Consider the following 22,249-nt stretch of genomic DNA (forward strand, 5'->3'; position numbering starts at 1 on the left):
TTAGATTGTTTTTATTCCATGTCTTACAGGTTTAAACTTGCTCACATTACCACTAAAAAACTTACCTTTTCGCTTGCTATCTGAAAAACGCTTATCATAATCGCCCTTAATAACCTTCCCCTTCTTTTTAAAACGCTGATCTTCCTTGCCGCAAGCACGTGTTGCGTCATAAGGTACTTTGCTATGTTTTTTATTAAAACTAACGGATTTTTCTTTTCGTAATTGGCCCTCTAATAATTTTTCTTTTTCTCTACCTGAAAATCTTTTACCAACATAATCACTTGAACGATTATGATAACTGCCTTCATTATAGCAAAACTTCTTACGCTCAACCCGTGGACGCGCGCCAGGAGCCATCCAAACATTAGAATGGCGTGAACGCAGCGACAAATTCTTTGTTTTACCCATAGATTGTTCATCAGATTTCGTATTCAATCGTGCCCGACGACCTTCACAAAAGCCACTTTGCTTTTCATGGCGTGTATCATTTACACGAGAAACAACCTCATCATCACCTGCTAAAAAAAGCTTTTTACTGTTCTGTTTTTTTACAGAAACCACAGAGTTTGAAAATGGTTTAAGAATAGGAGAATCAAAATCCGCATTGGCTTGTGCAATCAAACGTTCACCCAATTGATCACGCAATACCCGGCCTCTTAACTCACGAACTGCCCCTTTATCTAAATCAGCAAGTTGAAATGGACCATAAGATATACGAATTAAGCGATTAACCGATAACCCTAAAGCTCCTAAAACATTCTTAATTTCACGATTTTTTCCTTCACGCAAAGCCACAGAAAGCCATATATTTGCCCCCTGCTCACGTTCAATTGACGCTTCAATCGAACCATAAAAAACACCCTTAATCGCAATACCATTTTTAAGGCTATCAAGTTTACTCTGTTTAATTTTTCCGTGGGCACGCACCCGATATTTTCGCACCCACCCCGTTATAGGGAGCTCTAATATACGTGCTAAACCACCATCATTAGTCAATAACAAGAGCCCTTCTGTATTAATATCAAGCCGACCTACAGATAAAACACGGGGCATTTCTTTCGGCAAATTATCAAACACTGTTGGTCTTCCCTCAGGATCACGGTTAGTTGTAACAAATCCTGCTGGTTTGTGGTAAAGCCATAACCGTGTCCGTTCCACAGGAGGCAAAGATTTACCATCAACTGTAATAACATCAGAACACGTAACATTAAAAACAGGCGTAGTTACAACTGCCCCATTAACAACAACACGTCCTGCAATAATCATCATTTCCGCATCACGACGCGATGCTACACCAGCACGTGCTAATTTTTTAGCAATCCGCTCACTTTCACTGTTTTCATCCATTTTCTTCTTATTTTGCTCCCCCTCAGATCGTTTAGAAAATTTATCACGTGTATCATATCGTTTATCCTGAAAAGAGGGAGTAGTACTATCGTTCATCATTTTCTATCCTTTAACAGCAACAATATGCATCTGTTTATTTTCAAATTAACTGTAAACACTTTTAAAGAAATGATAAAATCTCTTTTATCATAAATTTAAGTATAAGACGTTTAATTACTTCACAGAAAACTTCTATAACTATTTGATTACCTATTCTCTACATAGAAAGAAAAATATGACTCTTACTCCTATGGAAATAGCCCTCTTAGAAGCACAATTGGCAGCAAAGAAAGACGAAATCCCTGTAGGCGCTGTTATCATGCGCGGTAAAACAATCATTGCACGTGTTGGAAACTATACAAAAACTGCATGTGACCCTACAGGACATGCAGAAATACGCGCTATTCGTATAGCTTGTGAAATGCTCCAAAGCGAAAGAATCCCTGATTGCGATCTCTATGTAACACTCGAACCTTGTGCTATGTGCGCTGCAGCCATTTCATTTGCACGCATACGACGCCTCTATTACGCAACAAGCGACCCAAAAGGCGGTGCTATTGAACACGGACCGCGCTTTTATCAACAGCCAACTTGTCATCATATACCTGAGCTCTATTCTGGTTTCAAAGAAAAAGAAGCAAGCCACTTACTTAAAGAATTCTTCGCTCAAAAGCGAAATCAAAAACACACTTTATTTCCGCCCCAAACACCTACTCTTTAAACAATAGCCCTTAAAAAGGCCACAAGCTCTTCTTGTCACCAGATTTTGCTTTTCTTGCAGCTCGTTTCCTTTTACGCTCTTTCACTGATTCATCTTGCCCCTTTTGACCAACAGGTGCTGTTTTTGCTGGTTGACGATAAATTAAAGGCGGCTCACTGAGATCTCTCTGGTAATTTACATATCCTTCACCTGCTGTTTGTCGACGGAACAAATATTTCTTACGTCGTTGTTTCACATTCACCTGTGGGAAGCTCCCTACATTATCTGCTCGAGGCAGAGGTAGAATTGCACGCGAATCCGGTCCTGGATATACAAGCTGAGGGCGTTGCTTCATAACAGGTTTATTATTATCTGTTGAGCTAGATGGAACAAGGCGCACAATATCATGAACAAATTGTAATGACACCGCCTTATCTGTCCCATAAGTAGGAGCAGGCACACGGCACCCTGTCAAAATAAAGCATACGCTGAGGGTGCTCATTAATACTATTTTGACTTTACGCTTTTTCACTGCTTATCCATTTTTCAAACGGTATGATTTACCTATATCCACTCCGATTAACTAGGAACTAGTTATCTACGCACAAACTTGCCTATCTATGGACATAAACGTGTTTTGCACTTAACATAAAAAGCCCCTCCTCAGCAATGACAGAATTCACATGGTAAAAACTGTTTTGAATACAGATTACTTCAATTATTCCAACTTAGAGCCTTTAGCAATTTTCGTCAAGCTCCTGCAATTCCCGCAAAACAGCCGCATCACGAGCAGAGACATCAGGATAAGCTGGATCACTTCCAACATCTTGTGTATAACGCCATGACCTGGCGCATTTTGCACCTAAAGCCTTATTTGAACACACACCAACACCTTCAACATCATCTAAAATAAACGCATTCGAAGGTGGTATATCCTGAACAATTGTTAGAGCACTGGTGATACAAATTTCTGCCATATCTAAATTGTCTAACGCTTCCAATAAAACTGGATTAGAAATAAAGACAACAGGCGCTGCTTCTAAAGATGATCCAATACGCTTTTCTGCCCGTTCAAGTTCTAAGGCACCTGTAACAACTTTCCGAACTTGCCGAACTTTTTTCCAACGCTCAGCTAATGCTCCATTCTTCCACTCTTCTGGAGCAAAACGAAATTGCTCTAAATGCACTGAACAACTTTCCGGATAACGCCCCAACCAAGCCTCTTCCATTGTAAAAGGCAACATCGGAGCAAGCCATGTCACCATTCGTTCAAAAATCTCACGGACAACCTGTAAAGAAGCTTTACGTTTTTGTGATGAAGGTGCATCACAGTAAAGACAATCTTTGCGGATATCAAAATAAAATGCAGATAACTCAATGATCGAAAAATCTAATAATGCACGCATAATTTTTTTAAAATCAAACGCATCATAAGATTGATTAATCAACCGATCGAGCTCATAAAGCCGATGCAGTATGAACTTTTCAAGATCCGGCATAGCACAATAAGGTATTTCTTCCCCTGTATCATGTGCTAAAGTTCCAAGCATCCAACGAATTGCATTACGCAGCCTACGATACAAATCCACATTTGTCTGAAGGATCTTTTTGCCTAAACGCTGATCTTCCCAATAATCAGTCGTCATCACCCAAAGACGAAAAATATCAGCGCCAGAGGTTTTAATAACATCTTGTGGAACAACTGTATTCCCCAAAGATTTAGACATTTTTTTGCCATTTTCATCCAGAGTAAAACCATGTGTAATCACCGTTTTATAAGGCGAACAAGCACGTGTCCCACAACTTTCCAAAAGAGAAGACTGAAACCAACCACGATGCTGATCCGACCCTTCAAAATAAACATCAGCAGGCCATTTTAAATCAGAACGGCCTTCTAATACAAAACTATGGGTCGATCCAGAATCAAACCAAACATCTAAAATATCACGTACCTGGTACCAAGACTCATGCGCACGCTCACCTAAAAAACGTTCACGCGCCCCTTGTGCAAACCACGCATCGGCTCCTTCCGCTTCAAAAGCCTGCAAAATACGCTCATTGACTTGTTCATCTTTCAGAACAACACCATCTTCATTAGCAAAAATACAAATCGGAACACCCCAAGCTCGCTGACGAGAAAGTACCCAATCAGGACGATCTGCTATCATAGAAGCTAAACGATTTTGACCAGAAGATGGAACAAAACGCGTTATCGAAACAGCTTCTAAAGCTCGGCTTCGTAAAGTTGAACCATCACCCAAATCTTTATCCATTGAAATAAACCATTGCGGTGTATTACGAAAAATTACTGGTTTTTTAGAACGCCAACTATGAGGATATGAATGCTTTAAACGACCACGTGCAAATAATCGATCCTCTTGAATTAAAGCATCAATAACCTCTTTATTTGCATTACCCATTTTACCATTATCATCAATAATGCGGGCAGCTCCCTCTTTACGCTCTGGCCCAAAACCAGGTGCATCTTTTGTATAAAAACCAGCATCATCAACGGGAAAGGGAATAGTCGTATCAATACCAGCCTGCTCCAATGCAGGTTTATAACTATTCCAAATCTCAAAATCCTCTCGCCCATGGCTAGGTGCTGTATGGACAAAACCCGTACCAGAGCTATCCGTTACATGGGGACCATCAAGCATCGGAACTTTATAGAAATATCCTCCAGCTAAACCTTTCAATGGGTGGGAAAGAACTAGAGATTTAAGTTCATCATCTAAAACAGAGCGCAAACGCTTAAGAACAAGTTTCGCTTTTTCTGCACAACTATCAACCAAAGCATCAGCAAAAAGAAGCTTTTCACCAGCTTGGGGGCCAAAAGCATTTTCTGCACTCTCAATCTCATAAACACCATAAGAAATTTTAGAAGCATAACTAACTGCACGGCTTCCAGGAATTGTCCATGGTGTTGTTGTCCAAATTACCACAAACGCATCATGTAAATCATGAGAAGAAGAGTGTAAAATAGGATATTTAACCCAGATAACTTCAGACTCATGATCGTGATATTCAATCTCTGCCTCAGCCAAAGCCGTGCGCTCCACCACAGACCACATCACAGGCTTTGAACCACAATAAAGTTGATCTGACATAGCAAATTTTATCAATTCACCGGCAATGCATGCTTCTGCGTGAAAAGCCATTGTCGTGTAAGGATTTTTAAAATCTCCAACAATACCAAGACGTTTAAATTCTTCACTCTGAATGGTGACCCAATATTGTGCAAATTCACGACACTCTTGACGAAATTCGTTAAGGGGTACATCATCCTTATTTCTCCCCTGTGCACGGTATTTTTCTTCAACTTTCCATTCAATCGGCAGCCCATGACAGTCCCACCCGGGGACATAATTTGCATTAAAACCACGCATTTGGAATGAACGCACAACAACATCCTTTAAAACTTTGTTTAAAGCATGCCCAATATGAATATTGCCATTTGCATAAGGCGGACCATCATGGATAACATAAAGTGGACGATCTTTTGCTTGTTGACGCAAACGGGTATAAAGATCCATCTTTTCCCACCGAGCCATTAATTCTTGCTCTTTTTGCGGCAACCCTGCACGCATAGGAAAATTTGTTTTTGGTAAATAAAGAGTTTTTGAGTAATCTATTGTTTCATTTTTCACAGTCATTGTGAAACGTTCCTGTCCACTTATGATTTTATTTTTCATAATTCCCCTAAACCCTGCAACCATGGTTGTTTAATTTATGCGGAAGGCCGAATTAATAATTCGTATGAAGCAACGATTAAGAAGAAAATATCATCACGCGTCAGGGCTTTATCACAAAACCAGTAAAAAAAGAAACCCCAAAATAAATTTATCGAAAAAATAAAGGCCCTGCCAAAGACAGAGCCTTTAAAAAACTTAAATCTTACAACAAATTAGAATTTGTATGCTACACCAACGCGGAAATCATTGGTCTTAAGATCAACTTCAGCGTTGTTACTGATAAATGATTTTTTACCAAAGTCTGAGTAACGGTACTCTGCACGCAATATAACACTGTCAGTCATTGCAAAGTCAATACCGGCACCAAGAGTGTATCCAACCAATGTTTTTGAACCTGACAATTGTTCAATAACTGTTTCTACGCCTTGCTTTTCTTGTGCAACCGAAGCTTTAATCTGCGAATAAGCAATACCACCAGCAACATAAGGCATAATACGGTCAAAAGCAAAACCAAGACGAACCCGTGTAGCACCAGACCATTTATCGCTAAAAGTCACACTTTCAGTTACACGAGAAACATTATTGTCAGTTTTTTGAATAAGAGCAGGGGCTCTTGTAGATCCTCTAGCCTGCGCTACAACTCTTATCTCATCACCAGTTTCAGACAAAGAGACGCTTGATGCTTTGGCTTTAGCTCCAGACCAAATAATGTCCGTGTCAATACCCAAAATAAAACCATTGCCGAAATCAACATTAGAACCTGCGTAAAGGCCCCCTACAAAGCCTGAAAACTTAGGAAATACCTCATTGTATCCAAAAATCCCTCGTATGTCACCAGAAGTCTGCACCCAATTACTGTTACCTGAAAAACCACCGATCTGACCACCAAGGTAAAAACCTGTCCAAGAAAAAGCAGGAGCAACAACAACTTGTGGCAACATTGTTATTGGTCTTTCCTGAACTGGCATATCTGCTGCTTGAGCTACAGAAACTGAAACTAAAGCGAAAATAGACGCTGTCATTACACATTTCATATTCATAATTTACTCCATAGCTAATGTGTGAATATGGAATTTATATAAATCACATTCGCTAAATATCTGTAGCAAAAAAGACACACTTCTCAATTAAACGCTAAGAGTTCCATTAAAAATAAATTTATCAAAAGATAAAGGCCCTGCCAAAGACAGAGCCTTTAAAAAACTTAAATTTTACAACAAATTAGAATTTGTACGCTACACCAACGCGGAAATCATTGGTCTTATGATTAACTTCAATACTGTCATCGATAAATGTCTTTTTACCAAAGTCTGAGTAACGGTACTCTGCACGTAACATAACACTATCAGTCATTGCAAAATCAACACCGGCACCAAGAGTGTATCCAACCAATGTTTTTGAACCTGATAATTCTTCATCAATTTTCTCTGCGCTTGCCGCATCAACTTTTTCTGCAACCGAAGCTTTAATTTGAGAATAAGCAATACCACCAGCAACATAAGGCATAATACGGTTAAAAGCAAAACCAAGACGAACCCGTGTAGCACCAGACCATTTATCGTTAAAAGTTACATTTCTAGTTACATTAGAAGCACTATTGCCAGTTCCTAGCGTAAGAAGAGGATCTGTAGCTATCTCAGCCCGCGCTAACGCCTGTGCACCAACGGTCTGAGGCAAATCATAGCTTCCTGATACTTTAGCTTTTTCTCCAGACCAAACGATGTCTGTGTCAACACCTAAAACAAAGCCATTGCCAAAGTCAACGTTAGAACCTGCGTAAAGGCCCCCTACAAAACCTGAAAATTTAGGAAACGCTTTATTATCAACAAGAATCTCTTCTGTTTCACCATAAGTCCGTGCTGAACTGCTCTTACTTGAAAAGCCACCGATCTGACCACCAAGGTAAAAACCTGTCCAAGAAAAAGCAGGAGCAACAACAACTTGTGGCAACACTGTTGTTGGTCTTTCCTGAACTGGCATATCTGCTGCTTGAGCTGCAGAAGCTGAAACTAAAGCGAAAATAGACGCTGTTATTACACATTTCATATTCATAATTTACTCCATAGCTAATGTGTGAATATGAAACTTATATAAACTACTTTCGCTAAATATCTGTAACAAAAAAGACACACCTCTCAATTAAACGTTGAGAGTTCCACTAAAAATAGAATTCTTTATCAATTAATCTTAACAAAAAGTTACAATTTGTATGCCACACCCACACGCAAGTCATGGGTGCTATAACTAACGTTTACCGGACTCTCCATAAATTTCTTTTTACCAAAATCTAAATAACGATATTCCCCACGAAGAATAACATTATCACTTACTGCAAAATTAACCCCTGCACCAAAAGTATAACCAATCATCGCCTTTTTTTCTGTCATTAAATTTAAAGGATTCGCTGAATTAACCAAAAACCAGGGGATAATTTGAACCTTTGTATAAGCAATGCCGCCGGCAATATAAGGCATAATACGATCAACAGCAAAACCAATACGAATCCGTGTGGCACCAGCCCATTTTTCTTTACGAGTGGTATTATAAGTTACCTCATCACCCACTTTAACCAAGCCAGATTTTTTATGCCCAAAACGACTAACAAGTGCGTTATGTACAAGAGCTGATTGATCACCCACAATCACCCGCTTACCAAATTGTACATTCTTTTGGTTAGACCAAACGATGTCTGTATCAACACTTAAAATAAACCCATTATCAAGCCTAAGGTTGGAACCTGCATAAAAACCACCTATAAAACCTGCAAGATTATGCTTATCACTCGAAACTATTTGAGATTTTTTACTAACAGTATTTTTACCAGAAATAACACGAGAACTTACAGAAAGTTTGCCCAATGCCCCACCAATTTGTCCACCCAAATATAAACCTTCCCAAGAAAAAGTAGAAGGAACAAAAACCGGTATTGGTTCTTGAACAACCATATAACCCGATGCTCGCACAACAGAAGTTGAGAATAAAGTAAGAGCACATATAATAATAAGGCATCTTATCATAGACTGATCTCCATAATACGATTCAAAATGTATTTTATAATATTTTATTTCAATTATCTATAGAAAAATAATTCTCGGCTCTTCATTAACAAGAGGGCACATATTATAGAAATGAATCTAATTAAGTTATTTTTTGTTTATTATTGATAATAATCGACTTAAAGACCTGCCAACAGCAATATAGTCTAAAAAGATAGCGATAATGGAAAGATATTTCACTATTTGACAGAAAAAAGCGTGACAAGCACCCCACCTAATAAAACCATAAATAATAAATTCAGCATCTTGTTAAATACATAAAAAGTTTGATATGTTTGAAACATTACATAACACTGTATTATAATTGTTATGTATATCCTTATATTATCTAATAAATTTTTTCCCGAGGTTTCATCAACCTGTTCACTACAATACCCCACCTCCCCTTAAATAAGTAGGATAATAAAAAATATTGGCTCTTAAAATAAGTGCACCATCAAGAATAGAGACACAATCTCTTTAACGTCTCAATACATGAGATTTATAAGCTACAATAGCCCAGTAATCGTGTAGCACACTTGTAAATTTAAGCTTCTGTTCAAATGTCTACCGAAATCCAAATGCTCATTACACAAATAACACTCGTTCAGAATGAACCACTCTCACCGCCCAGCAGAAACATAAATAAATGACGCTTTTCGTGCTATCTATTAAATGACTAGAAATAATCCAATCATCCATTTCTACGGATTGACTAAGCTTAAAATAATACTCTGAAGTCCCAAATAGCTAATAACGCAAACAATACTAGATAAAGTGCACGAAAGTGCAAATACACTCACCTCACTTTCATTACTCTTGTTCAAAACATCACTGAAGCAGCTTCATTATTAATTAAAAACTCAACGAATGTATTCTACTATGTAGTCGCCGTAATTGTTTACTTAACCGTCCTGTATTTCGTCTGCTTCCACCGCTTCTAATCAAAGAAGTTGTATATCTCTGTCCATAATTTGTTTTCCATCTGTTTTGATCAGTACAAGAAATATTTAGGAAAGAACCATTCGTAGTATCACTATCCTGCTCACCAAAATGCAAATCCTTAGAAGAAGAAATGTTAGTAACATTCTGTGCTAACCCTTTCACACTCACAAGACTAGTTCCCTGAACTGAAGAAGTTGAACCAAAAGCGAAAAAAAATATAAACCCGAAATGTTTTATGTTCATAGATTGACCTCCATACAAAATATCCAAAACGGATTTTCATATATAATTATTTCACTCCAAATATCTATAGGAAAATCAAGAAAAAAGTGAAAGATTCATCAAAATAGGGTATTTTAACAATGTAATCCCCCATAAATGAGGATTGTGCATGGTGCATACCAACATAAAAAGCATTGATTTGACAACCAAACCGAAACCTTGTTTTTTGCAAATTTCTTTTTCTTGAAATTCAAATATTAATCTTTTGTACGGAACTATAATTTTATCAGTTACTGAATATTCAATACCAGTTCAAAGTTATAATCAAAAAACACCTTAACCCACCCATTACTCACAATGGACTTATAGCACCTTTAATGTATCTCAAATTTAAAATACCTTAAAACTATACATAATCACGCCTTCACGATACTAGGTATTAATGCGTGATTAGGAGTCAAATAAAGTTGCACACAAGTTGTTACTAGCCCACTTCTCTAGAAAAGTACCACTATAGCTATCATAGAGCCAACAATAACTCTTCTTGGAGATACCCATTCTGATCTTCAACGTATATCAATAGCCCCTTACTTCTATCTACTGCTATACCCTGTAAACCCTATTTTGTATTTTTTGATCTCACATAAGGGCATGTCTTATATTATCGTAAAGAGTACATATTTGTGATATAATTTTTAAATCAAATAGATTGATTTATAAAAACTGTTCTATAAAATTTTTCAAAAACAATATATTGAGAAAAATAGGAAAATAAAAAATGCCCGTAAAATACAGGCATTTTATTTTATTAACTTTTTCTGCTTAGATTAAAAACAAATTTTTAAACTCAACTATGTGCAAAAATATCAGTCTCTGGCCATCCCAAAAGATCGAGTTTTGCTCTTGTTGGTAAAAATTGAAAACACGCTTTTGCAACATTTTCTCGCTCTTCACGTTTTAAACGTGTTTCAAACACATTTTTCAAACGATGTAGATATAAAACATCAGATGCCGCATATTCAATTTGTGCGCGCGACAAAGTTTCTGTCGCCCAATCTGAGGATTGTTGCTGTTTAGAAATATTAATATTCAGCAATTCGCTACAAATCTCTTTCAAACCATGCCGATCAGTATAAGTGCGCGTAAGCTTTGATGCAATCTTTGTGCAAAAGACAACATCTGGCATAATTCCAAAAGTATGCGCTAAAATGGCAAGATCAAAACGCCCAAAATGGAATATTTTGGTAATTGCCTTATCTTCAAGTAATTTGACCAAATTAGGAGCGCTACTTTGCCCTTTAGCAATCTGTATAATATCAGCAGTGCCATCCCCAGAAGAAAGTTGAACAACACACAAGCGATCACGATATGGTTGCAACCCTAAAGTTTCAGTATCAACCGCAATAGCATCAACGTGATAATTATCTAAATTTGGCAAATCACCTTGATGAACACGAATTTCTGTCATTTATTCTCCTATTTGCAAAAGTTTCAAGAATACGCGCCCAAGACCGCTGTCCTTTATGAAATGACTTTAAATTATATTTTTCATTAGGTGAATGAGCCCCATCATCAGCTAATGCGTATCCAACCAAAATGCTTTCCATACCAAGAACTGATCGAAAGCTTTCAACAATTGGAATTGAACCACCCATAGCAATTAATAAAGCTGACTTCTCCCATTCTTGTGTTAAAGCATCCTTTGCTGCCTCAACAAAAGGTGAATCAGGAGATAACTGAATAGCTGGAGCAGCACTATGGTCCTTAAATGTAACTGTACAATCTGCTGGAATAAGGCTGCGCACATAATCACGAAAAGCCTGACGTATTTTTTCAGGATCTTGTTTATGGACTAAGCGAAAAGAAACTTTTGCACTAGCTTGAGAAGGAATAACCGTTTTAAACCCTTCACCTGCATAACCCCCACTAATACCATTGATTTCCGCTGTAGGACGAGCCCATACTTGTTCTAAAATACTACGCCCCTTTTCACCGGCAGCAATAGAAAGACCAAAGGGACGAAGCAACGCTTCTGCACTACTACTAAGCTCATTCCATGATTGCAAAACTTGTGGAGGTGTTTCCTCTACACCATCATAAAATCCAGGAAGCGTCACCCTACTATTTTCATCATGAAGCCCACCCAAAATTTTAGTTAAAATACGGAGAGGATTGGCTGCAGCCCCCCCAAAACCACCAGAGTGCAAATCACGATTAGCTCCCGTGATAATGACTTCTTCCCCTAACATTCCTCGAAGACCAATACAAACTGATGGTGTATTTGCATCCCACATTGGTGTATCGCAAACCAACGTACAATCAGCCTTAAGCTCATCAGCATTTGCTTTTAAAAAAGGAATAAGTGAAGGAGAACCACTTTCTTCCTCACCTTCAAATAAAACAGTTACCTTAACAGGAAGCTGGCCTGTTTCCTTCTTAAACGCACGACAAGCTTCAATAAAAGTCATAAGCTGACCTTTATCATCTGAAGATCCACGGGCACAAATAACCTTTTCTCCATTCCGTTCTTTTAAAGAAGGTTGAAATGGATCATCATGCCACAAATTTAAGGGGTCAACTGGTTGAACATCATAATGCCCATAAAACAGGACATGCAAACAGTCATCCGAAGGCCCTGGATGATGCCCAACAACCATCGGGTGGCCAGGTGTATCGCGGCGTGAAGCTTCAAAACCTATAGTTTTTAAATCTTCCACCAACCAATCAGCTGCTTGACGACATGCATCCTTATAAGCTGGATCTGTAGAAATTGAATGAAAACGTAAAAGAGAAAAAAGACGTTCAAGACTCTTATCTATATTTTCATCAAGATGTGTAAGCACTTTATCAAGCATAAAAATCTCTCCATTCTAATGAAAGCCATTCACGACTTTAAGCTTATTGTAAGATTTTGCAAGATGTTTATTCATTTCTGACACTTTGGGCAGTAAAAACTTGAGCGCCCAGCCTGCAAAATACGTACAATAGGCACCTCGCATTGCAAACATGCCTTTCCTTCTCTTCCATAAACCGAAAAATTGTGTTGAAAATAACCAAGTGAACCATCTGTATGCACATAATCACGTAAAGAAGACCCACCAGCAATTATCGCTTCAGAAATTACATCACGTATATTTTGTGCTAGACAATTTGCCAATTCGTATGCACACGCATTTTTTAGTGCCAATGTAAACGCACTACGCTTTGGAGATAAACGGCTACGCCAAAGTGCTTCACAAACATAAATATTCCCAAGTCCTGCGATAATAGATTGATCAAGCAAAGCCATTTTAAGAGATGTCTTTTTATTAATAAAAGCCTTTTGCAAATAAGAACCAGAAAGCGCATCCCCCATAGGCTCAACCCCTAATTTTTTTAAAAGTGGGTGCTCATTAAGCCTTATTGTGTCTATTAAAAGTATAAAACCAAAACGACGAGTATCATTATAAATGATATGATAAACGTTACCATCTTTTGCTCTAACGTCCATTATAAAATGATCATGTGCAACTAATTTGCCCATAGAAGCATACTCTTTTTTTAAAAGCTTATCTTCTATGCGCCACGTTCCTGACATTCCCATATGACCTAAAATTGTTTCATTTTGCGAAAGATGAAACAATAAATATTTTGCACGTCGATCAAGTTCTATGATCCTTCTGCCAACAAGCTTCTCAGAAAACTCTTCCGGAAAAGGGAATCGCAAATTTTTACGATTAAGTGTCACAGATATAATTTTTGCACCAGTCAAAACTGGTTCAAGACCACGACGAACTGTTTCTACCTCAGGAAGTTCCGGCATTCATCTTCCTAATATATGACACATATTCAAATAAAATACTCCTAAAATTCATCACATTAACTCAATTGTTCCTAACAAAACACTAGGAACTGCTATGCCAATTTGAGTAAGACTACCTATGTTGATTACCCCTTCCCAATTACCCAATCAACATAAAGCATATTTTACAGCTACAATACATTGCAATCTTTTTCACTATAAACAATGCGCTACTAAAAAGCATTTGAAAGAACATTCTTTAAAGCAACGTAACGTGCAGTATTTTCATCAACAAGGTATTATAAAAAACCAAACCTCTCTTTAAAATAAGCAAAGAATGCAAAACAAGAGCAATCTCATCCAATCAACTAACCTTCTTATTATTTGGAATAATTTTTTGATTTATTAAAGCATGTGCAGCAACGATACATCTCACTTCAAAACCTACTTAACATTACTAATCAATACTCTTCTGACAGAAAAGTAGTCTCATTGAATGTATATAATTTCTAGTCTTATAAATATGAGGAAAGTTTCAGCACTTCTTCAGCTAAAATATGAAGATTATAAATAACGCCATTTTGCATGATAGAAGCCTTTGTGCTCTCTTAACATCTGTTAAACAAGCGGTTAAATCAGTATTTTTTACTCTGTAAAACGCAAAGCAGCAAAATGCTCTTTTACAAAATCATAATCAAAATAGTCAGCACAAGGCCTTGCTTTTTTCGTAGCTTAAGCCACACTCCTACCATAACTTCTGTAAAATGATAAAGTATTTCACGCAAAATACCGCATGAACGCCACAACACATCATTTACAGCCCTTTTAAATTATGAAAAAATTATCGGGCTCTGTATTGTTTTTCTAACATTGCAACAACTGTATTTAACTTATCCAATGATGGCGCAGTATATGCTATAACTGGTGTAGTTTCCTGTGTCTTAGCAATACGATTAGGTGCAGGTGTAGGAATAGGGATCATGTCAGGTTGTGTAACAACAAAAGGTACAGAATTAACTTGCGCAACTTCTATTGAAGCAGATGCTATTTGTATTTCTTCTACTTTTGTTCCCTTGTTCTTTAAGCCCATATCTATGAAATTTGGTACATCGCCTTGATCTTGGGCAAAAGCAAAAGCAACATTATAAGGACGATCATTAACAGGAACTTGAAGTGATCCATCACGCGCCCGCTTTTCATAAAAAGCGTTGCCTCCGGCAACACGAACATAGTGCATATTCTTATAGGGGAAAGACAACCCAGCTGTATGAAAAAACATGGCGTTTTTACTCTTCTTATCCCGTTCACCACGTAAAACAGCATCTGCAGCCTCTTTAACGCGAGCAACAGATGCTTTCTCAGTCATAGGACGTGTTAAAACACCAGGAGCAAATTGTTTGGGCTGACCAACAACTCCACAAATCGTTTTCGGATAGGCACTTGAATTAACACGGTTCATAACGACCGTTCCAACCGCAATCATTCCCTCACGGCTTGAACGATTTGATTCAAAATACATTGCACGCATAAGACATTGACGCTCTGTCAATGAAGGTGCCGTCATTTTAGTTACCTGATTATTGGCTACCTTCTTAATGTTTAAATGATTTGATGTACAACCCACAGTAACTAGCGGTATTATAGAAACAGCGATACGTACAATCCATCGATTTTTTTTTATTTTATACAGTAGATTCATATGTTTTAAAACATTCAAATTTTAAATAAGTTTTAAATATGCAATTAAATAACACTATGCCGTTAATTGTTTACCTATCAGTAAACCCTTAACATATAATAGGTATTAAAAGAGATTTACACGAAAAAACAATAAGAAAATCTTAATTTAAAGCACATCTTATTTCTTTAACTATGCAAATCAATCAATCTTTCCATTTTTTATCATTCAATGTACTTACTGATCTGCACAGCCAAAACAAGATTATCCATTAAATATCATACTCTGCAAACATGATTTGAAACTTCAATCTGTTTTCTTATCACCTACTCCAACTGTATACGTAAGATCATCACGAGGACGATCAAAAGACATATGATGGCCCGTTATAATATAATGCAGCGTTTCAGCAATATTGGTAACATGATCACCAATCCGTTCAATACTCTTTACACAAAAAAGCAAATGCGTACAAACCGCAACATTATGTATATCTTCTGTCATATAATTTAAAAGCTCACGAAAAAGAGAAGTATATAAAGCATCAATTTCATTGTCACGCTCGCGTACCACATCAATACGATCTAACAAGCGCTTAGTATAAGCGTCCAGCACTTCCTTTAACTGATTGAGCGCCAAAATTGTAATCGTTTCAAGTTTATAGTAAAAAGCCTCAGGTTGGCGTATTTCTGAAATAGCAGCTGCCCGTTTGGCAATGTTTTTTGCCATATCCCCAATGCGCTCAAGATCAGAAGAAATGCGAATAGCTCCAACAATTTCACGCAAATCAACAGCCATTGGTTGGCGTTTACAAATAATAGTAATCGCTTTTTCATCAATGTCGCGTTCTGCTTCATCCAAAAATAAATCATCAGCAATAACCGCAGTAGCAAGCTGAAAATCATCATGAATAATTGATGCTATAGAGCGCTCGATCATTCTTTCTGCGCAACCACCCATTTCCACAATCTTTTCTGCCAAATATTTTAACTCTGCATCATAAGAACGGACAGTATGGCTTGTAGGCATATTTTATACTCCTAAATTAACTTACCCAAAACGCCCTGTAATATAGTCTTGCGTACGTTGCTCCTTTGGTGAAGTAAATATTACTTCAGTTTCATCAACTTCCACCAAATGCCCCAAATGAAACATAGCCGTGTATTGAGAAACACGTGCAGCTTGCTGCATTGAATGTGTTACAATGACGATTGTGTAATCTTGTCGTAACGAATCGATAAGCTCTTCAATACGTGCCGTTGCAATCGGATCAAGAGCTGAACACGGTTCATCCATTAAGATAACTTCAGGATTCACAGCAATAGCACGCGCAATACACAAACGTTGTTGCTGCCCTCCTGATAAACTTGTTCCTGGTCCATGGAGACGGTCTTTAACTTCGTCGAATAATCCTGCTTGCATCAAACTTTTTTCAACCACATCATGTAATTCAGTACGTGATTTTACTAAACCATGAATACGTGGTCCATAAGCAACATTGTCAAAAATAGATTTTGGAAAAGGATTAGGCTTTTGAAAAACCATTCCCACACGCGCTCGTAATTCTACAACATCAATGTGCGAATCATAAATATCTTCCTCATCTAAGGTAATCAAACCTGTTACTTTAGCACCTTCAATCGTATCATTCATACGATTAAAACAACGTAAAAAAGTTGACTTTCCGCAGCCTGAAGGGCCGATTAACGCAGTAACTTGATGCTCAGGGATATCAAGAGTAATACCATGGAGTGCTTCTTTACCTCCATAAAAAACCTTAACATCTTGACCACGCATTTTGATCTTCATTATAGACCTAACCTTATCTTGATGTACACACTTTACTGAAGTTATAAACGTCGTTCAAATCGTCGACGCAAAAGAACAGCTGAAATATTCATGACAGCAAGAAAAACCATCAATACAATAATGGCGCCTGATGTTTTTTCAAAAAAAGCACGTTCTGCTTCACCCGCCCACATAAAAATTTGCACAGGCAAAGCAGTCGCTGGATCCATTGGTGTAATAGGAATATTCGCAACAAAAGCGACCATTCCAATCAAAAGTAAAGGAGCAGTTTCACCTAGCGCTTGTGCCAAACCAATAATCGTGCCAGTCAGAATACCGGGCATCGCTAAAGGAACAACATGATGAAAAACCATTTGCGTCTTTGATGCACCTAATCCTAAAGCTGCTGTACGAATAGATAGTGGAACAGCTCGCAAAGCAGAGCGTGTAGCTATAATAATTGTTGGTAACGTCATAAGAGTTAAAACAAGCCCACCAACAAAAGATGCAGAACGTGGCATGCCTAAAAAATTAATAAAAACAGAAAGCCCTAAAAGACCAAAAATAATTGAAGGAATAGCAGCAAGGTTATTGATATTAATCTCTATAAAATCTGTAAACGTATTTTTACGTGCATATTCTTCAAGATAAAGAGCCGTTGCTACCCCTATGGGCAACGCAACTGCTAAGACAATAAACATCATATAAAAAGAACCAATTATTGCAACACCTAATCCTGAAGTTTCAGGACGACTTGAAGCACCAAATGTAAAAAAGCCGCGATTAAATGTTTTATAAAGCGTATTGTCATCAATTAAGCGTCTAATCCATTCTACCTGTCGATTAGAAACCTTGCGCTTTTCCTCTGCCATTTGCAAATTAATCTGTCCTTTATAAACTAAATCAACATCTGCCGCCGCTAAAATTTTAATTTTTTGCGTTGTACCAATCAAGTTTGGATTTTTTACTACCATATCACGTAACTGCACGCGAACATTACCCGAAAACATACGGTTAATATCGCGCATAGCTGCCCGATCATTGTAATCCACTCCAAGTTTTGTAGCCAAAGCATTACGTACAAGAAGTGGATAATTTGCAGTTATTAATACCTTTGGATTAGTTGCACGTTGACCACCCGGATCAATCACCTTTTCATCCAAATAAATTGATAACGTCATTTCACTATGAAAAAAGGCTGTATAGCCCTGACTGACAATAGACCATAAAAGAATAATTAAAAAAAACAAACTAATGAAAATAGCAACAAGACCATAAGCACGAAAACGGCGTTCAGCCCAATAACGACGCCTCAGACCAATATTACGACGATACGAGACAAAATCTCCATTCATTCATATTGCTCCCGATATTTACGCACTATATAAAGAGCAAAAATATTCATCAAAAGAGTCAAAATAAAAAGTGTCATTCCCAAAGCAAAAGCTACAAGAGTTTGCGGTGAATTAAACTCAAAATCACCTGTTAATTGATTAACAATTTTAACCGTCATTGTAGTCATTGCCTCAAATGGATTAAGAGTCAAATTGGCTGCAACACCTGCTGCTAACACAACAATCATTGTCTCCCCAATTGCCCTGGATGCTGTTAATACAAGTGCTCCCACAATACCAGGAAGTGCCGCTGGTATAATGACTTTTTTAATGGTCTCAGATTGCGTTGCTCCCAAACCGTAAGAACCTTCACGTAATGAACGGGGAACAGCAGTAATAATATCATCTGATAAAGATGAAACAAAAGGAATCAACATAATTCCCATAACCAAACCAGCGGTCAAAACACTATGGGCCATAATAAAACCGGCCCCACCAGAAAGAGAAATAGAAAGGTCGCGCAAAAAAGGCCCAACAACCATTAAAGCAAAAAAACCATAAACAATAGTGGGAATACCAGCAAGAACCTCCAATAATGGTTTTACAATTGATCGCAATTGGCTTGAAGCGTATTCTGCCATATAAAGAGCAGCAAACAACCCAATAGGAACAGCAAAAAGCATTGCCACAAACGCAATATAAAGCGTGCCAGCCAACAGTGGTATAAAACCAAATTGCCCTATCTCACCCCCTGAACCATTGGTTGAAAAACGAGGATCCCAAACTGTTCCCCAAAAAAAGTTTAAAAACGGTACAGATTGAAAAAAACTCACCGTCTGGAATAATATGGAAATGACAATGCCTATCGTTGTTATAACTGTAATCGCAGACGCACAAATTAACCCAATAATAATGAAACACTCAACCTTATTGCGTGCACGCTGTTGTGGAGAAACATGTATAATCCCAAAAATAAAACCACAAAATGAAATTATAAAACATAAACCATAACCAATAAATTGCAGTTTTTTAGAAGAAAAATACCATGATCGCGCTATCTTCAAGGCATAACCTGGTATCTCCATAGGCAAAATAAACCCTTTTTTCGACAATTGCTTGTGTAAATCTGCGTAAGAAATTGTCATCAAATCCCCTTCAAAATGATGAATAATTCTAGCCAAATCACGAATTATCTCTAAAATAAGGTCATGATTTTCTATTTCCATCGCACCTACTATAGACATCTTAACTGCCTGCGAAGCATTATATTCTAAATAAACTGCACTCCCAGCGTTCCAAAAAACTAAAAACACAAAAGCTGGGATAACAGTTATTAACAATGTCCACCAACCGTAATAATACACACGAGAGTGCATCTTGAATCTCATAAACTCAAGAAAACGAGCTCGCATATAAGAAATGCAAAAGCCAACAAAACCAAAAATCAATAAGAGAAAAATAACAAAAGAAATGGGCATATTGTCTTTCAATTTTTACAAAAAAGCAGCACAGAGAAATCCTACATCATCATTTAGAAAATTATTTTAAAGTCATCACTGTACCAGCACAAAAAGAAGCACGCTGCGCTTGCCGCTCTTCTTTAGAAGCAGCAACTAAACCATAATCCGCTAATGGACCATCTGGACCAATCATTTGATCGGAAAGAAAAAAGTCAACATATTCCCACAAACCTGGAACAACACCAAAATGCGCTTTTTTAACATAGAAGAAAAGTGGACGTGAAAGGGAATATTCACCATTAGAAATTGTTTCACTACTTGGAGCAACACCATTAATGTATGCAACTTTAAGTTTGTCAGCATTATTCTCGTAAAAAGATAAGCTCAAAACACCAATACCTGTTTTATTAGACATAAGATGAGCAAATGTTTCAGAATAATCGCCATCAATATCAATGGCCTTCCCATCCTTACGTACAGCAATACAAGTAGCATTAATCTCCTTCTCATTCATTCCCAAAGCTTCCATTGCCTCAACTGCCCCACTAGCCTTACAGCCTGCGGCTAATAATTTTTTTTCAAAAACTTCACGTGTTCCATGTTTTTCACCAGGTATATAAACTGTAATCTCCCAATCAGGAAGAGCATTATTGACTGTATTCCACTTCGTAACTTTATTTAACTGCAGTTTCCCATCAACCACAACTTGAGCAGCCAATGCTCTATATACATCTACAGAGTGTAATTCCCAGTCAGGTCCACTGCTATTTGTTGCAAAAACAATGCCATCATACCCAATGCGCATTTCTTCAATATCTTTTACACCAGCATTAAAACAGGACTGTAATTCACCTGATTTCATTGGTCGTGAACTATTAACGATATCAATCGTCTTATCTCCAATACCACGGCAAAACTCTTTAATACCAGCACCTGAACCACCAGACTCGATAACGGGAATTTTAAAATTAGGGTAAATTTCTCCAAATACCTCAGAAACGATTTTTTCATAAGGTAAAACTGTTGATGAACCCGCAATCTTAATCTGATCGCGAGCATTACCAATATCAACCAGCAACGCAGTAACGCACATCAGCCCCACTCCAACTGATAACAACTTACTCATTCATACACTCCCTAAGACCCAAATTCTAGTTTACATTTGTAGAATCACAAAATAAATTTAGTAATCTTCTTAAATAAATTAACCTGAACGCTTACGTTCAACAATGTCCCAAAAAAGAGAGGCGATATCCGCACCTCCAAAGCGTTTAATTTCACGAATCCCAGTGGGAGATGTAACATTGATTTCTGTTATATAGTCTCCAATTATATCAATTCCTACAAGAAGAAAACCTCGTTTCTGCAAAGTAGGACTAATGCGTGTACAAATTTCATAATCACGTTCAGTCAAGCCAATAGTTTCTGCTCGACCTCCAACATGCATATTGGAACGAGCATCCATTTCTGCCGGAATCCGATTAATCGCCCCCACAGGTGTGCCATCAAGTAAAATAACCCGCTTATCCCCTTTTCGAACGACATCTAAATAACGCTGAACAATAAAAGGTTCACGATAACTGTGTTCAAACATTTCTACAAGCGATGTTAGATTGCGATCATCTTGTTTTAAATGAAAAACACCCGCCCCTCCACTACCATAGAGTGGTTTAATAATAATATCACCAACCTTATTTCTAAACGATTTTATTTCTTCAATATCTTTTGTAATTAATGTTTCTGGCATTAAATCAGAAAATTCAGTAACAAAAATCTTTTCTGGACTATTACGTACCCATGTTGGATCATTTACGACAAGTGTCTTAGGGTGAATACGCTCTAATAAATAAGTTGTGGTGATATAATGCATATCAAAAGGTGGATCTTGACGTAAAAGAACTACATCCATATCCATCAACGGCGTATATACAGGCTCCCCCAATTTATAATGACTCCCCTCTTCATCACGTACAATTAATGGCTCTAACCGTGCAATCACGCAATCACCACGCATAGATAAACAATCTGGTGTATAATGAAAAAGAGAGTATCCACGTTTTTGCGCTGCTAAAGTAAGCGCAAATGTAGTATCTCCCTGGATCTGGAGCGTTGAAATATGATCCATCTGAATAGCAATTTTCATAAATAAAACCTCCTATCACTAAAAACAGACTGGCTAATGCGCCATAAATTTATTAAATCATAAAAAAACTATGACAAGAGAA

General features: G+C 37.5%; 19 protein-coding genes. 1 reads left to right on the forward strand and 18 read right to left on the reverse strand.

Annotated elements, in window-relative coordinates:
• Positions 1-1,347, reverse strand: a complete 1,347-nt coding sequence (locus J7R05_RS00080; RefSeq protein WP_208540965.1) for a pseudouridine synthase — start codon at positions 1,345-1,347, stop codon at positions 1-3.
• Positions 1,348-1,621: 274 nt separating this feature from the next.
• Between J7R05_RS00080 and J7R05_RS00085 the strand changes: the two genes are divergently transcribed.
• The gene (locus tag J7R05_RS00085) at positions 1,622-2,107 is read left to right on the forward strand and encodes a nucleoside deaminase (RefSeq protein ID WP_208540675.1); all 486 of its coding nucleotides are present in this window, start codon (positions 1,622-1,624) and stop codon (positions 2,105-2,107) included.
• 10 nt (positions 2,108-2,117) lie between these two features.
• On the opposite strand, the gene J7R05_RS00090 is transcribed toward J7R05_RS00085, so the two are convergent.
• From J7R05_RS00090 to gshB, 17 genes are all read right to left on the reverse strand, one after another.
• Positions 2,118-2,618, reverse strand: a complete 501-nt coding sequence (locus tag J7R05_RS00090) for a hypothetical protein (protein WP_208540676.1) — start codon at positions 2,616-2,618, stop codon at positions 2,118-2,120.
• Positions 2,619-2,823: 205 nt separating this feature from the next.
• A complete protein-coding gene (gene ileS, locus J7R05_RS00095) occupies positions 2,824-5,742 on the reverse strand; it encodes an isoleucine--tRNA ligase (RefSeq protein WP_208540966.1) in 2,919 nt (972 codons plus the stop codon).
• Between the two features lie 251 nt (positions 5,743-5,993).
• A complete protein-coding gene (locus tag J7R05_RS00100) occupies positions 5,994-6,821 on the reverse strand; it encodes an outer membrane protein (RefSeq protein WP_208540677.1) in 828 nt (275 codons plus the stop codon).
• Positions 6,822-7,002: 181 nt separating this feature from the next.
• Positions 7,003-7,833, reverse strand: a complete 831-nt coding sequence (locus J7R05_RS00105) for an outer membrane protein (RefSeq protein WP_208540678.1) — start codon at positions 7,831-7,833, stop codon at positions 7,003-7,005.
• Between the two features lie 146 nt (positions 7,834-7,979).
• Positions 7,980-8,798: an outer membrane protein gene (locus tag J7R05_RS00110; protein WP_208540679.1), complete on the reverse strand. Its 819-nt coding sequence runs from the start codon at positions 8,796-8,798 to the stop codon at positions 7,980-7,982.
• Between the two features lie 873 nt (positions 8,799-9,671).
• A complete protein-coding gene (locus tag J7R05_RS00115; protein ID WP_208540680.1) occupies positions 9,672-9,929 on the reverse strand; it encodes a hypothetical protein in 258 nt (85 codons plus the stop codon).
• A 901-nt stretch (positions 9,930-10,830) separates the two neighbouring features.
• Positions 10,831-11,451 (reverse strand): ribonuclease D, encoded by a 621-nt coding sequence (locus J7R05_RS00120; protein ID WP_208540681.1) that lies wholly within the window; start codon positions 11,449-11,451, stop codon positions 10,831-10,833.
• Positions 11,423-12,838, reverse strand: coding sequence for a M20/M25/M40 family metallo-hydrolase (locus J7R05_RS00125; protein WP_208540682.1), 1,416 nt, complete (start codon positions 12,836-12,838; stop codon positions 11,423-11,425). Before J7R05_RS00125 ends, J7R05_RS00120 begins: the two co-directional genes overlap by 29 nt.
• Positions 12,839-12,909: 71 nt before the next feature.
• Positions 12,910-13,785, reverse strand: coding sequence for a bifunctional DNA-formamidopyrimidine glycosylase/DNA-(apurinic or apyrimidinic site) lyase (mutM, locus tag J7R05_RS00130; RefSeq protein ID WP_010703316.1), 876 nt, complete (start codon positions 13,783-13,785; stop codon positions 12,910-12,912).
• A 659-nt stretch (positions 13,786-14,444) separates the two neighbouring features.
• Positions 14,445-14,573 carry a hypothetical protein gene (locus tag J7R05_RS09505; RefSeq protein WP_281388182.1) on the reverse strand — a complete coding sequence of 43 codons (129 nt, stop codon included), beginning with the start codon at positions 14,571-14,573 and terminating at the stop codon, positions 14,445-14,447.
• Between the two features lie 32 nt (positions 14,574-14,605).
• Positions 14,606-15,445 carry a cell wall hydrolase gene (locus J7R05_RS00135; RefSeq protein ID WP_208540967.1) on the reverse strand — a complete coding sequence of 280 codons (840 nt, stop codon included), beginning with the start codon at positions 15,443-15,445 and terminating at the stop codon, positions 14,606-14,608.
• Between the two features lie 303 nt (positions 15,446-15,748).
• The gene (gene phoU / locus J7R05_RS00140; RefSeq protein ID WP_208540683.1) at positions 15,749-16,471 is read right to left on the reverse strand and encodes a phosphate signaling complex protein PhoU; all 723 of its coding nucleotides are present in this window, start codon (positions 16,469-16,471) and stop codon (positions 15,749-15,751) included.
• A gap of 21 nt (positions 16,472-16,492) precedes the next feature.
• Complete coding sequence (pstB, locus tag J7R05_RS00145; protein ID WP_208540684.1) at positions 16,493-17,251, reverse strand: phosphate ABC transporter ATP-binding protein PstB; 759 nt, start codon at positions 17,249-17,251, stop codon at positions 16,493-16,495.
• Positions 17,252-17,292: 41 nt separating this feature from the next.
• Complete coding sequence (gene pstA, locus J7R05_RS00150) at positions 17,293-18,585, reverse strand: phosphate ABC transporter permease PstA (RefSeq protein WP_208540685.1); 1,293 nt, start codon at positions 18,583-18,585, stop codon at positions 17,293-17,295.
• Positions 18,582-20,042 carry a phosphate ABC transporter permease subunit PstC gene (gene pstC, locus J7R05_RS00155; RefSeq protein ID WP_208540686.1) on the reverse strand — a complete coding sequence of 487 codons (1,461 nt, stop codon included), beginning with the start codon at positions 20,040-20,042 and terminating at the stop codon, positions 18,582-18,584. Before pstC ends, pstA begins: the two co-directional genes overlap by 4 nt.
• A 61-nt stretch (positions 20,043-20,103) precedes the next feature.
• Positions 20,104-21,150, reverse strand: a complete 1,047-nt coding sequence (locus J7R05_RS00160) for a PstS family phosphate ABC transporter substrate-binding protein (protein WP_208540687.1) — start codon at positions 21,148-21,150, stop codon at positions 20,104-20,106.
• A gap of 78 nt (positions 21,151-21,228) precedes the next feature.
• On the reverse strand, positions 21,229-22,167 hold the full coding sequence (gene gshB / locus J7R05_RS00165) for a glutathione synthase (protein WP_208540688.1): 939 nt from the start codon (positions 22,165-22,167) through the stop codon (positions 21,229-21,231).
• Between the last annotated feature and the right edge of the window lie 82 nt (positions 22,168-22,249).

The sequence above is a fragment of the Bartonella capreoli genome, assembly GCF_902813205.1.
Lineage (GTDB): Bacteria > Pseudomonadota > Alphaproteobacteria > Rhizobiales > Rhizobiaceae > Bartonella > Bartonella schoenbuchensis.